The sequence below is a fragment of the Microbacterium sp. Y832 genome, from assembly GCF_057669765.1.
In genome coordinates, this window is record NZ_JBYHFM010000003.1 from 199,429 (window position 1) to 212,755 (window position 13,327).

13 protein-coding genes are annotated in these 13,327 nt (G+C 68.2%); 6 read left to right on the forward strand and 7 right to left on the reverse strand.

Annotated elements, in window-relative coordinates; all coding sequences use genetic code 11:
- Window positions 1-3: 3 nt before the first annotated feature.
- The 4 genes from tatA (at window position 4) to lnt (ending at window position 5,104) form a co-directional block, all read left to right on the forward strand.
- The gene (gene tatA, locus AC25YV_RS06665; RefSeq protein ID WP_488123057.1) at window positions 4-267 is read left to right on the forward strand and encodes a Sec-independent protein translocase subunit TatA; all 264 of its coding nucleotides are present in this window, start codon (window positions 4-6) and stop codon (window positions 265-267) included.
- Window positions 268-333: 66 nt separating this feature from the next.
- Complete coding sequence (tatC, locus tag AC25YV_RS06670) at window positions 334-1,095, forward strand: twin-arginine translocase subunit TatC (protein WP_488123427.1); 762 nt, start codon at window positions 334-336, stop codon at window positions 1,093-1,095.
- Window positions 1,092-3,527, forward strand: coding sequence for a DEAD/DEAH box helicase (locus tag AC25YV_RS06675; protein ID WP_488123058.1), 2,436 nt, complete (start codon window positions 1,092-1,094; stop codon window positions 3,525-3,527). The genes tatC and AC25YV_RS06675 overlap by 4 nt, the downstream gene beginning before the upstream one ends.
- The gene (lnt, locus tag AC25YV_RS06680) at window positions 3,524-5,104 is read left to right on the forward strand and encodes an apolipoprotein N-acyltransferase (RefSeq protein ID WP_488123059.1); all 1,581 of its coding nucleotides are present in this window, start codon (window positions 3,524-3,526) and stop codon (window positions 5,102-5,104) included. The genes AC25YV_RS06675 and lnt overlap by 4 nt, the downstream gene beginning before the upstream one ends.
- Window positions 5,105-5,109: 5 nt before the next feature.
- Here the strand turns inward: lnt and AC25YV_RS06685 are convergent, their stop codons facing one another.
- The 4 genes from AC25YV_RS06685 to AC25YV_RS06700 form a co-directional block, all read right to left on the reverse strand.
- Complete coding sequence (locus tag AC25YV_RS06685) at window positions 5,110-5,481, reverse strand: RNA polymerase-binding protein RbpA (RefSeq protein WP_488123060.1); 372 nt, start codon at window positions 5,479-5,481, stop codon at window positions 5,110-5,112.
- Window positions 5,482-5,596: 115 nt separating this feature from the next.
- Window positions 5,597-6,379: a glycerophosphodiester phosphodiesterase family protein gene (locus tag AC25YV_RS06690; protein ID WP_488123061.1), complete on the reverse strand. Its 783-nt coding sequence runs from the start codon at window positions 6,377-6,379 to the stop codon at window positions 5,597-5,599.
- Between the two features lies 1 nt (window position 6,380).
- Window positions 6,381-7,451 carry an SPFH domain-containing protein gene (locus AC25YV_RS06695; RefSeq protein ID WP_488123062.1) on the reverse strand — a complete coding sequence of 357 codons (1,071 nt, stop codon included), beginning with the start codon at window positions 7,449-7,451 and terminating at the stop codon, window positions 6,381-6,383.
- Entirely contained in the window at window positions 7,444-7,938 is a 495-nt protein-coding gene (locus tag AC25YV_RS06700) for an NfeD family protein (RefSeq protein WP_488123063.1), read from the reverse strand. Before AC25YV_RS06700 ends, AC25YV_RS06695 begins: the two co-directional genes overlap by 8 nt.
- A 119-nt stretch (window positions 7,939-8,057) precedes the next feature.
- Here AC25YV_RS06700 and AC25YV_RS06705 point away from each other — a divergent pair, with 119 nt between their 5' ends.
- Together AC25YV_RS06705 and AC25YV_RS06710 are read left to right on the forward strand one after the other, a co-directional pair.
- Entirely contained in the window at window positions 8,058-8,822 is a 765-nt protein-coding gene (locus AC25YV_RS06705) for an SDR family oxidoreductase (protein WP_488123064.1), read from the forward strand.
- A 2-nt stretch (window positions 8,823-8,824) separates the two neighbouring features.
- The gene (locus tag AC25YV_RS06710) at window positions 8,825-10,804 is read left to right on the forward strand and encodes a S9 family peptidase (protein WP_488123065.1); all 1,980 of its coding nucleotides are present in this window, start codon (window positions 8,825-8,827) and stop codon (window positions 10,802-10,804) included.
- Window positions 10,805-10,856: 52 nt separating this feature from the next.
- Here the strand turns inward: AC25YV_RS06710 and AC25YV_RS06715 are convergent, their stop codons facing one another.
- From AC25YV_RS06715 to AC25YV_RS06725, 3 genes are all read right to left on the reverse strand, one after another.
- Window positions 10,857-11,414, reverse strand: a complete 558-nt coding sequence (locus tag AC25YV_RS06715) for an HdeD family acid-resistance protein (RefSeq protein ID WP_488123066.1) — start codon at window positions 11,412-11,414, stop codon at window positions 10,857-10,859.
- Window positions 11,415-11,526: 112 nt separating this feature from the next.
- Window positions 11,527-12,447, reverse strand: coding sequence for an AEC family transporter (locus AC25YV_RS06720; protein WP_488123067.1), 921 nt, complete (start codon window positions 12,445-12,447; stop codon window positions 11,527-11,529).
- Between the two features lie 124 nt (window positions 12,448-12,571).
- Window positions 12,572-13,117: a dihydrofolate reductase family protein gene (locus AC25YV_RS06725; protein WP_488123068.1), complete on the reverse strand. Its 546-nt coding sequence runs from the start codon at window positions 13,115-13,117 to the stop codon at window positions 12,572-12,574.
- Window positions 13,118-13,327 lie beyond the last annotated feature (210 nt).

A 13,327-nucleotide genomic window follows, 5' to 3' on the forward strand; every position in this document is an offset into this window, starting at 1 on the left:
CTCATGGGAATCCAAGGCTGGCAGTGGCTCCTTATCCTGGCCGTGATCCTTCTGCTGTTCGGGGCGGCCAAGCTCCCGGCGCTCGCGAAGAGCATGGGCCAGTCGGCGCGCGTGTTCAAGGGCGAGATGAAGGCCATGAAAGAGGACGACAAGGCCGCTGAGGCCACGACGGCGACTTCTGTCGTCGCCGATCCGCCCCACCCCGTACCTGCATCACCGACCGAGAACCCCTCGAATTCGGGTGGGGCATCCAACCCCAAGCCGTAGTCGTCCGTGGTGACGGCTGAGCAACCGCACGCACGCGGACGCAGACCTTCGCGCCGCGACCGGCGGATGTCGCTGGGTGGGCATCTGGTCGAGCTGAAGAACAGGCTCATCATCTGCGCCATCGCGCTCGTGGCCGCCATGGTGGTCGCGTTCATGATCACCGACCCGGTGCTGCACATCATCACCGAGCCCATCCGCATCGTCGCGGATGCGCGCGGTGACGAGTCGCGCGTCGAGCTCATGTTCAGCACCGTGACGTCGGGCTTCGACCTGAAGCTGCGGATGTCGTTCGCGATCGGCATCCTGCTGTCGGCGCCGATCTGGCTCTGGCAGATCTGGGCGTTCATCATGCCGGGGCTGCGCCGCAGGGAGATCCTCTACACGATCGGGTTCGTGTGCGCCGCTGTGCCGCTGTTCTTCGCGGGGTGCGCGACGGGGCTCTACGTCATGCCCAACATCGTGAAGCTGATGGCCGAGTTCGTGCCCGACGGTGCGGCCGCGTTCTACGACGCGATGTATTACTACGACTTCGTCTTCAAGCTGCTGGTCTTCGTCGGCGTGGCCTTCGTGCTGCCGATCTTCCTCGTGGCGCTGAACATCTCGGGCGTCATCTCGGGCCGGGCGATCCTGAAGGGCTGGCGTGTCGCGGTTCTCGTCGCTGTCACGTTCGCCGCGATCGCCACGCCCCCCGCCGATGTCGTCACGACATTCCTGCTCGCCGGCATCCTGACCCTGCTCTTCTTCGCGGCGGCGGGGCTGTCCATGCTGTTCGACCGACGCAAGTCCAAGCGCGACGCCACTCTGCTCGGCCCGGAGGCACCTTCATGAGCGACCTCGGCCCCGCCGACCGATACGCGCTCGCACGTAAGCGCTCCTCGCGCGAACGCCATAGCCCTGTGACGGCGGCGTTCGCCGAGGCGCAGCGCTTCGACCTGGACCCGTTCCAGATCGCGGGATGCGAGGCGCTCGAAGCGGGTCGCAGCGTTCTCGTTGCGGCGCCCACGGGAGCGGGTAAGACCATCGTCGGCGAGTTCGCGGTGCACCTGGCGATGCGGGAGCCCGGCGACAAGGCGTTCTACACGACACCCATGAAGGCCCTGTCGAACCAGAAGTTCCGTGAACTGCAAGAGGTGTACGGCGCCGACGAGGTCGGACTCCTCACGGGGGACACCAACATCAACGGCAATGCGCGCGTCGTCGTCATGACGACCGAGGTGCTGCGCAACATGCTCTATGCGGATTCGCCTGCACTGCGGGGCCTGCGCTTCGTCGTGATGGACGAGGTGCACTACCTCGCCGACCGGTTCCGCGGCGCCGTGTGGGAAGAAGTCATCATCCACCTGCCGCCGGCTGTGCGGCTCGTGTCGCTGTCGGCGACGGTGTCCAATGCCGAGGAGTTCGGCGATTGGCTCGACACCGTGCGCGGTGACACCGAGGTGATCGTGTCCGAGACGCGTCCCGTCCCGCTCGAGCAGCACGTCCTCGTGCGCGGCGATCTGCTGCCGCTCTTCGACGATCGCGCCGGCGTCGCGACGGCGCAGGTCAACCAGGAGCTGCTGCGCATCCGCTCGGCGAAGGCTCCCGCGGTCGCCGACCGCCGACGCGGCAACCGACGCCAGCCGCGTCGCTGGGACGCGCAGCGGGTCGAGCGGATCGACCGGCCCGACGTGGTCGAGCTGCTGGGCCGGGCGAACCTGCTGCCGGCGATCTTCTTCATCTTCAGCAGGGCGGGCTGCGACGCTGCCGTGCAGCAGGTCCGTCGCGCCGGCGTGCGCTTGACGACGCACGAAGAGCGACTCGAGATCCGCGAGATCGTCGAGGAGCGCACGCGCACACTGCTGGACGAAGATCTCGAGGTACTCGGCTACTGGCAGTGGCTCGACAATCTCGAGCGAGGAGTGGCATCCCACCACGCGGGTCTGCTGCCCGCGTTCAAGGAGGTCGTCGAGGAGCTCTACCAGCGCAAGCTCGTGAAGGTCGTCTTCGCGACCGAGACCCTGGCGCTCGGCATCAACATGCCCGCCCGCACCGTCGTTCTCGAAAAGCTCGAGAAGTTCAACGGCGAAGCGCGCGTCGCGATCACTCCGGGTGAGTACACGCAGCTGACGGGCCGCGCGGGGCGCCGGGGGATCGACGTCGAGGGCCATGCCGTCGTGCAGTGGACGGAGGGCCTCGATCCGCAGGGGGTCGCATCGCTCGCGTCACGGCGGACCTACCCGCTGAATTCGAGCTTCCGGCCCACGTACAACATGGCGGTCAACCTGATCGACCAGTTCGGACGCGCCCGAGCGCGGCAGATCCTGGAATCGTCGTTCGCGCAGTTCCAGGCCGACCGTGCGGTCGTCGGGCTGGCGCGCCAGGTGCGCGAGCAGGAGCAGTCCCTCGCCGGATACGCGCAGGCGATGACGTGCGACCGCGGGGACTTCGCGGAGTACTCCGGCATCCGCCGCGAGCTGAGCGACCTCGAGAAGCTCAACCGCAAGGACGCCAACGCCTCGCGGGCCACGCGCGACAAGCGCCAGCGGCAGATGTCGACCCTGCGCACGCGCATGCAGCGCCACCCGTGCCACTCGTGCCCCGAGCGCGAGGACCACGCGCGCTGGGGGGAGCGGTACTGGAAGCTCAAACGCACCGTCAGCAAGCTGCGCCGACAGATCGAGACCCGGACGGGCGCGGTCGCCCGCGTCTTCGACCGCGTCGTCGATGTACTGAGCGAACTGGACTACGTGCGGGTCGAGGACGACGGCACGACGGTGCTGACCAGCGCCGGTCGCACGATGCGGCGGATTTACGGCGAACGCGACCTGCTCGTGGCGGAATCGCTGCGCCAGGGCATCTGGCAGGAGCTGGATCCCGCGTCGCTTGCGGCCCTGGCGTGCTCGATCGTCTACGAGCCGCGACGCGATGACGGAATGACGGGCGAGCACGACCTGCCCCGCGGCCCGTTCCGGCGCGCCTACGCCGACACGCTGGCGCTGTGGCAGCAGCTCGACGACCTCGAGCGCGCGCACCAGCTGCCGGGATCCGAGCCGGTCGCCGCCAGCCTCGCCCGCGCGATGGCGTCGTGGGCCAACGGGCTGCCCCTCGAGAGGGTGCTCGATCAGGCCGACATGGCAGCCGGAGACTTCGTGCGCTGGGCCAAGCAGACGATCGACCTGCTCGATCAGCTCTCGCTCGTCGCCGACGAGAAGCTCGCCCGTACGGCGCGGAAGGCCCTCGACGGCGTACGGCGCGGCATTGTGGCGTACTCGTCGGTATGAGCGAGCCGCAGACTCCCCGCATCCGCCCCCTGCTGCCGCTGTGGGCTGCGCTCATCGTGTCCGCCGCGGCGGGGGCGGTCCTCGACCTCGCCTTCCCCGCGGTCGGCTGGTGGCCGCTCGCGTTCGTCGGCGTCGGGCTGTCGCTCGTCGCGCTCATCGGCCGCGGCGCGTGGAGTGCGCTCCTGGTCGGGCTCGTGTTCGGTGCGTCGTTCTACCTCATCCACATCATGTGGATCACGCGCTACCTCGGCGTCGTCCCCTGGTTCGCCCTCTCGGGCCTCGAGTCGCTGTTCATGGGGCTGGGGTCGATCCCCATCGCCCTGGCCTACCGGTGGATGCCGCGCGTCCTCGCGGGGCGCTGGTGGCGCCTTGTGGGCCTTCCCGCCCTCGTGGGTGCCCTCTGGACGGGGCGCGAGCTGTTCATGGGCTCCTGGCCCTACACGGGCTTCCCCTGGGGGCGCATCGGCATGAGTCAGTCCGAGAGCCCGCTCGCGCACATCGCGTCGTGGGTCGGTGTGGCGGGGCTCACATTCCTCATGGTCTTCTTCACCGCGGCCGTCATCGAATGGGTCCGGATGCGGCGTTTCCGCGACATGCGCACGGCGATCCCGTCGGCGGCACTTGCCGTGCTGCTGGTCGCCGTGCCCGCGTTCCCGACCGAGCCGGCGGGGAACCTGCGGGTCGGCGCCGTACAGGGCGACGGCCCCTCGGGGTATTTCGACGAACGCACCCGCAACGCGGTGCTGAACGCTCAGCTCACGGCCTCCGCTCCGCTCTTCGGCGAGGACATCGACGTGCTGCTGTGGCCGGAGGGTGGCATCGACTCGGATCCGCTGTCGAACCCCACGACGGCGGCCGTGCTCGACCGGCTCGCCCGGCAGGTCGACGCGCCGCTCGTCGTGAACGCCGCGACGCAGCGCGGGGACGACACGTTCAACACGTCGATCCTGTGGGTGCAGGGCGAAGGTGCCGTGCAGATGCACGACAAGCTCAATCCGGTGCCCATGGGGGAGTACGTGCCCGATCGGTGGTTCTTCGAGGCGATCGCGCCCGATCTCATCGGACTGATCCAACGCGAGTACACGCCCGGCTCGAACGCGCCCTTCTTCGATCTCGACGGGATCGGCGTGGGGCTGGCGATCTGCTTCGACGTCATCTACGACGACGTCATCTGGCAGGGTGCGCGCGAGGGCGCCGAGGTCTACATGTTCCAGACGAACAACGCCGACTTCCGTGACACCGACGAGAACCTGCAGCAGCTCGCTTTCGCACGGATGCGGGCGATCGAGACCGGACGCGCGGTCATGAACCTCTCGACCGTGGGCACGAGTCAGGCCATCGCGCCCGATGGGTCGACGATCGACGGTCTGCCGGCGGGTGAAGCGGGGCACATGCTCACCGACGTGCCGCTGCGGACGGGGCTCACACCGGCGGTGATCGTGGGCGGCTGGCTGCAGCTCGTCATCGGGTGGGGCGGACTGGTCGCCCTCATCGCCCTCGGCGTCTGGGTGCGGGCGTCTGGCCGCACAACGAAGACGACGCCGGCCCGAGGAGGGGCCGGCGTCGTCGAGTCGTAGTCAGCTCAGGCGCTGATCTTCGTCTCGCTCGCACCACGGCGGGCGCGGACGAAGGCGAGACGCTCTTCGAGCAATTCCTCGAGCTCTGGAATCGTGCGTCGCTCGAGGAGCATGTCCCAGTGCGAACGGGGCACCTTCTCGTTCGAGTGGTCGACCGTCGCGGTCGTGTCGCCGATACGACGGAGTGCCTCGGCACCGCACTGGCGGCACTCCCAGGCATCCGGTACTTCAGCGTCGACTGCGAAGGTCATGACGGTGTCACGCTCACACGACGTGCACGCGTACGTGTGCTGTGCGCGCTCGTGGAAAACAACGCCTTCTTCGCTCTGTAGGCTCTGGGCGCCAAGGCGTATGCCGCGCAGGCTGCGATCTGCCATTGTGTGGTCCTCTCAACAGGTATCAGGTCTAACGTCTTGACCTGGGTGGATCATCCGAGAAGGGCCTGTTCCAGACCCTTTCACAGAGGATGCTCAGCGGGTGCCTCAGTGATGCTCAGGCGAGCACGTCGATGGCAATGTCGGCTCGGTCGGTGACGATGCCATCGACCCCCATGCCGACGAGGCGGATCATCGCGGCGGGGTCGTTCACGGTCCATACGTGCACCTCGACACCGAAGCGGTGCGCGGCCTCGATCAGGCGCGGTGTGACGACGCGCACGCGCCCGTGCCGCTCGGGCACCTGGAGCGCGTCGATGCCGCGCACACTGCGCGAGACGAGCACTCGCGAGCGCATGCGCACTCCCGCGATGACACGGGTGACCGTCTCGCGGCCCGCCGAGGTCGCGGGCACCATCTCCGCCCCGGCGGCCGCGATCGCTTCCAACGTGCGCCGGCGCCGTGCATCGGAGAAGCTCGCGACGAGCACGCGCTCGGCGTGGGGCGCGATCGCCGTGCCCATGGGCTCGGCGACAGCGTCCGACTTGGCATCGAGATTGAACCGGACCGTGGGGAACGCATCGAGCGCCTGAGCGAGCGTGGCGAGTCCGCCGCGCTCGGACATGATCGATTCGAGCTCGGTCGAGGTGACGTCGGCGATCTTGCGCGGGTCGCCCGTCACGCGCTGCAGATCGTCGTCGTGGAACAGCACGACGACGCCGTCGCGCGTGACATGACAGTCCGATTCGACGATGTCCGCGCCCGCGGCGTGGGCGGCCGCGATGGCCGCGAAGGAGTTCTCGGCGACGCCGAGTGCCGTGCTTTCTGGCGTCACGAGTCCCCGGTGCGCGAGCACGCGGGGTCGTACGCCGGCGAGGAACGGGTGCCGGCTCGCCGTCACGTCAGACGTCGCCTGGCGAGCGGCGTGCGGGCATCTCGGTGGACAGTGCCTCTGAAGCGATGTCGTCGGCTGCGGAGGCGGCTTCGCGGGCTGCGGCGACTGCGGCCGAGGCTTCCTGGCTCGCACTCGTCGCGGGCCGGCTCGCGCGCGGCCGGGGTGTCGATGCTGCTGCGGCGGCTCGTCCGCCGAACGCGTCGCCGATGCCCTTGAGCGCCTCGGTGAGTTCGCTCGGAATGATCCAGAGCTTGCTCGAGGAGCTCTCGGCGATCTTGGGCAGAGTCTGAAGGTACTGATACGCCAGAAGCTGCTCGTCGGGCGCTCCGGCGTGGATCGCGTCGAAGACCATCTGGATGGCTTCAGCCTCACCCTGCGCGCGCAGCACAGCGGCCTGCTTGTCGCCCTCGGCGCTGAGGATCTCGGCCTGTCGCCGGCCCTCGGCCTCGAGGATCTGCGACTGCTTCGAGCCTTCGGCCGTCAGGATCGTGGCGCGACGCTCGCGCTCGGCGCGCATCTGCTTCTCCATGGAGTCCTGGATCGAGTGGGGCGGGTCGATCGCCTTGAGCTCGACGCGGTTCACGCGCAGGCCCCACTTGCCGGTCGCCTCGTCGAGGACGACGCGTAGCTGGCCGTTGATGTTGTCGCGGCTCGTGAGGGCCTCTTCGAGGTTCAGTCCGCCGACGACGTTGCGCAGCGTCGTCGTCGTGAGCTGCTCGACGGCGCTCAAGTAGTTGGCGATTTCGTAGGTCGCGGCGCGCGCATCGTTGACCTGGAAGTACACGACGGTGTCGATCGAAACGACGAGGTTGTCTTCGGTGATGACCGGCTGCGGCGGGAACGACACGACCTGCTCGCGCATGTCGACGAGCGGACGCAGGCGATCCACGAACGGCACGAGCAGGTTGAGACCGGGTTGCAGGGTGCGCTGATACCGCCCGAGACGTTCGACGACGCCCGCGTAGGCCTGCGGCACGATGCGGATCGAGCGGAAGACCACGACGATCACGAAGATCACCAGGACGACGAGCAGGGCGATCACGAAGATCTGCCCGATGAACGCTCCGGGGTCAACCATCGGGGTTCCTTTCGATAGGGGAAGGGGATGCCGCGGGACCCACTTCGACGGTCGCACCCAAGACGGTGAGCACGATCGCCCGCGAGCCGACGGCCAGAGGGGTCGAGGTGTCGTGCGGGAGCTTCGCCGTCCAGGTCTCGCCGTTGTCGAGCCGGACGGAGCCGAGACCGTCGACGAAGGGCGCGACGACACGGGCGCCCATGCCGTACAGGGCGTCGACGTTCGTGCGCGCCGGGTCGGCGCGGCGATGCAGGATTCTCAGCAGGAGCGGCCTGATCGCGAAAAGCAGGAGCGCCGACAGTGCAGCCGCCAGTGTGATCTGCAGCCACCAGGGGCCGCCGAGAAGTTCGACGCCGAGGCCGCCGATCAGGGTTCCGGCGGCGAGCATGAGGAACGTGAACTCGAGCGTGAGCACCTCGATCACCACGAACAGCAGCGCGAGGACAATCCAAGCGATCCACAGGTACTGCGTCAGATCCGGAAGCATGGCCACCCCCTCGGTCGCTCCAGAAACACTACCAAGCCCGGGCGGAGCAACGGTCCGTTGATAGGGTCGATTCGTCCCCGAGCGTCGCTCGCCGCCTTGTCATTTCCAGGAGCAGCACCATGTCCCAGATCCTCGAACCCGGCTCGCTGAGCGGCAAAACGGCGCTCGTGACGGGATCATCCCGCGGGATCGGCGCTGACACGGTGCAGTACCTCGCCGAGGCGGGCGCGAACGTCGTCATCAACTTCCGCAACAAGGCTCCTCGCGCTGAGAAGCTCGCGGCGCAGGTGCGTGAGCTCGGGGTCGAAGCCCTCGTGGTCGGTGCGGATCTCACCGACGCCGACTCGGTGAACGAAATGTTCGCCGCCGTCCAGCGCACGTTCGGAAAGCTCGACATCCTCGTGCTGAACGCCTCGGGCGGCATGGAGGCCGGAATGGCCGAGGACTACGCGCTGCAGCTGAACCGTGACGCGCAGGTGCGGGTGCTGGATGCCGCCCTGCCGCTGCTCGGCGACGGTTCGCGTGTCGTGTTCGTCACGAGCCACCAGGCCCACTTCATCCGCACGACGCCGACGATGCCCGAGTACGAACCGGTCGCGCTGTCCAAGCGTGCGGGCGAGGACGCCCTGCGCGAGCGGATTCCCGAGCTGGAGGCGAAGGGCATCGGCTTCGTCGTCGTGTCGGGCGACATGATCGAGGGCACGATCACCGCGACCCTGCTCGAGCGTGCGAATCCCGGTGCGATCTCGTCGCGCCGCGAATCGGCCGGGCGCCTCTACAACGTCTCGGAGTTCGCGGGCGAGATCGCCCGGGCGGCGGTCGAGCCGCTGCCCGAAGACAACACGCGGCTCGTCGGCGATACCGGATCGTTCGCGAAGGAGTGAGCATGCGGGCCACCGACATCGGCAAACTCGTCGCGGTGGGTCGGCCCGACATCGCCCGCGACGGGTCGTTCGCCGTCTTCGCGACGTCGCGCCCCGATCTCGAGGCCAACCGAGACGTGGGCCAGATCTGGCGCGTCGACCTGCCCGACGGAACACCGCGCCGCCTGACGCGCGGCGCCGCCGACACGGCACCGGCACTCTCTCCCGACGACAGCAGACTCGCGTTTCTGCGCGGGGATGAAAAGGGGAGGCCGCAGGTCTTCGTCGTCTCGGCGAACGGCGGCGAGCCCGTGCAGGCGACGGCCGCGCCGCTGGGCGTCTCGGAGTTCGCGTGGGCGCCCGACGGTGCGCGGCTGGCCTACATCGCACGGATGCCCGAGCATGGTCGCTACGGCACGATCGAGGGGCTGGATGCTGCGGCTGAAAGCCCGCGCCGCATCACGGGCGTGCGCTGGCACGCGAACGGCCTCGGCTACCTCGCCGATCAGCCGGCCCACCTGTTCGTCATCGCGGCCCCGCTCGTGGACAGCGAGCCGTTCTACGAGCCGGCCCCCGCTGTCCTCCCCGAGGGCGCGGAGCCCGAGCATCGCCGACGGATCCCGGGGGAGCCGGTACGACTGACCGAGGGCACAGCCTCGCACAGCGGGGTCGTGTTCCGCGGCGACGAGGTGCTCGTGCTCGTCGACGAGATCGAGCCTGATCGCCGCGATCTGCGCTCGCGCATCATCGCGATCGCGCCCGAGGAGGGGGCGCGCGATCTGCTCACGCCCGACGCAGGGCTGTCGGTCACCGACATCGCCGTGGCGCCGGACGGAAGGGTGTTCGTGCTCGCGTCGGAGGCGGGGGAGTCGGGCGTGGATTTCGTCGCACCCGGTGTCGCGCTGTGGGAGCTCGGCGAGGACGCACCGCGCTGCCTCACCGACCCCGAGACGATCGATCTCGGCGAGGTCGGAAGCCACATCGGCTTCGACGAAGATGACGTGCTCGTGCAGGACCGCACGCGCGGCCGCGTGCGACTGCTGCGCGTGACGCGGTCGGGTGTGGTCGCCGAGGTGCTCGGCGGCGATGTGGAGGTCGCGGGGCACGCGGCCGGCGGTGGGCGCATCGTTGCGGCTGTGGCGACGCCTGAATCGTTCGGCGAACTCGTCGTGCTCGATCACGGCCTGCACCGCACCGTGACGGCATTCGGAGCAGCCGTCGCGGCATCCGGGGTCGTGCTGCCGGATGAACGGACGGTGATCGGCCGCGACGGCACACCCGTCCACGGCTGGGTCGCCGCGCCCGAGGGGGAGGGGCCGTTCCCTGTCATCCTGCAGATCCACGGGGGGCCGTATGCCGCCTACGGCATACACCTGTTCGATGAGACGCAGGTGCTCGTCGACGCGGGCTACGCGGTTGTCTACTGCAACCCGCGCGGGTCTGCTGGCTACGGTCGTGCGCATGGGCGCAGCATCCGGGGCGCCATGGGCACGGTCGATCACCACGACGTGATCGACTTCCTCGACGGAGCACTCGCGGGGGATCCCCGGTTGGACGCGTCGCGCGTCGGCATCATGGGCGGGTCATACGGCGGCTATCTGACCGCGTGGATCATCGCGCACGATCACCGGTTCGCAGGGGCGATCGTCGAACGGGGCTTCCTGGATCCGGCGTCGTTCCAGGGAACGAGTGACATCGGATCTTTCTTCGGAGACGAGTACGTCGGCGTCGATCCGGCAGACATCGCGCGGCAGAGCCCGCTCGCCGTCGTCGGCGGAGTGCGCACCCCGACACTCGTGATGCACGCCGAGCTGGACTTCCGGTGCCCCCTCGAGCAGGCGACGCGGTACTACTCTGCGCTCAAGCGGCAGGGGACACCCACCGAGATGCTCATCTTCCCGGGGGAGAACCACGACCTCACGAGGTCGGGTCGCCCGCGGCACCGGGTCGAGCGATTCGCCGCTGTTCTCGGCTGGTGGGAACGGATCCTGCCCACCGGGTGAAAGAGAACGGTCCCCGGCATCTGCCGAGGACCGTCCACCAGGAAGCGTGCCGTTACAGGTCGCTGCCCTTGAAGGTGAAGGCGCGGATGACGTTGACCACGCCGAGCACGATGGCCGAGATGCCGAGCAGCCACCACAGTGCGGCGATGTAGGCCGGCGAGAAAAGCAGGATGAGACCGGCGATGATGCTGATGATCGCGAAGAAGATCGTCCAGCCCTTCGACGAGGTGTCGTTGAGGGTCGTGAGAGACACGATTCCTTCGATGATCCACATGATGCCGACGAGGATCCCGATGAATACGGCGAGGAACGCCGTCGTCGCGCCGAGATTCATGAACGCGATGATGCCCGCGATGATGAACAGCACGCCGAGCAGGATGTGGCCGATCCGCGCCCATCCGCCCTTCGTCTTGGAGAAGATGCCGAGTCCGGCGTAGACGAGGCCGGCGGCGATGGCGTAGATCGCGATGATGGCGGTGACCACCATGGCGGTGCGACCGGGCCAGACGAGAATGAGGATGCCGACGATGACGGCGAGCACGCCGCCGATGCCGAGAGCGGTGCGAATGCCGTTGACGGCCGACTTCGCGACGGGGGAGTCTGTGGACATGGGATTGTCCCTTCCTGAGAGATTCCTGAAAACAGGGGCGCCTGAAGTCTAGACCTAAGGTTCAGAGTTATGTCGTTGTTTCGATGCGGCGTGTGGCGCGGCATCCGGGGGGTCACGACAGTAGGAATGTCGCGAGAAGAATCACGGGGACGCATCCGACCGTCGTGAGGAAGATCGTGTCCCGTGAGATGGTCTCGCCGACGCCGTAGCGCTGGGAGTAGTTGAAGACGTTCTGCGCCGTCGGCAGCGCCGCCAGCACGACGACGACGAGCACGTCGGAATCCGACAAGCCGAAGACGAATCTCGCGACGGCCCACCCGACGAGCGGCATGACGACGAGCTTCAGCGCGGTCGCCAAGACGATGTCCCGCCGGCGCCCGGACGCGCCGAGCACGCGCTGCCCGTAGAGCGAGATGCCGTAGCTGATGAGCAGGACGGGAACGCAGGCATTGGCGAGGAGGATCGCCGGCTCCATGACGATCGGCGGCAGCTCGAGGCCGCTCACGGACACGAGCGTGCCGAGCACGGATCCCAGCACGATCGGGTTGACGGCCGTGCGGCCGAGAACGCGCCAGATCGACGAGCGGCTGGAGCTGACCGCGTCGAGGATGCTGATCGAGATGGGCGTGAAGAGGAGCAGCTGCAGCAGGATGACCGGCGCCGGGAACGCGGCGCTGCCGAGCAGATAGAGCGAGAGCGGGATGCCGATGTTGTTCGAGTTGACCTGTCCTGCGCTCAGCGCCCCGATGAGGGTTTCGCCGACGGAGCGGCGCCAGGCCAGGCGCGCGATCACGACGTAGACCGCCATGACCGCGAGGGCGGCGATGGCCGAGACGGGCAGCAGGGCGGAGAAGAGCATCGCGACGTCGGCCTGTGCGAGTACGACGAACAGCAGGAACGGCGACAGCACGAAGAACGTCAGGCGCGCGAGGACAGGACGCGCGTGTTCGCCGAGCAGGTCGATGCGTCCGATGATCCAGCCGACGAGGATCGCGACGCCCACCACGACGAATCCCGTCAGCGAGTCGAGCATGCTTCGAGCGTAGGGCCGCCGGTGCGGCGATCGAGGACGTCGCCCACTCAGTGGTGTCGCCGATAATGCACATTATGTCAGCTCGTGGTCGCGCGCCTCCTCCCCGAACCTCGCCCGCTTTCGTTCACCGGTTCGGGATGTAGGTGAGCGCGACGGCGCCGGAGGCGAACTCCACGCGCCCGGTGAGCGTGAGATCCAGTGGCGCGGACAGCCCGTCGAACAGCCGCGGACCGTGCCCGGCGATCCGTGGCAGCACGACGAACTGGTACTCGTCGATGAGCCCCCACTCCGCCAGTGCCGTCGGAAGGGTCACTCCGCCGGTATAGAGACTCTCCCCGGGCATCTCCTTCACCCGCTGGACCTCGCTCCGCAGGTCGCCGTGAAGAAGCTGCGCGTTCCAGTCCACAGAAGTCAGAGACGACGACACGACGAACTTCTCTGCGGAATCGATCGTCTCGGCGAACGGGTGCGTCCACTCGGGCATGTCGTCCGAGATCGGCGAACGCCAGGCGTCCTCCATCATCTGATAGGTCACGCGGCCGAGGATGAGAGCGTCGGCACGCGCGATGATGTCCGTCGCGTGGCGGTGGCTCTCGGGGTCGGGCATCCCCTCCCGGTGGTCGACGCACCCGTCGAGCGTGACGTTGATGGAGTACGTGAGGCTGCGCATGTGAGGAGATTACGACGCGGATGCGGGGCGGGAAAGGGCGCGCGCGTCGTGATCGCCGCGCGACCTGCGCCTGGGGCTACGCGACAGAGCTGCTCGAGGGCTACGGCTCCGTCCGCAGATCACGCCACTCCCCCTGATGTGTCGAAAGCTTCGGCAGTGCAACGTGGGCTCCGCTGAGCCGAGGCTGGCCGTGTCGAATTGACACGTTCA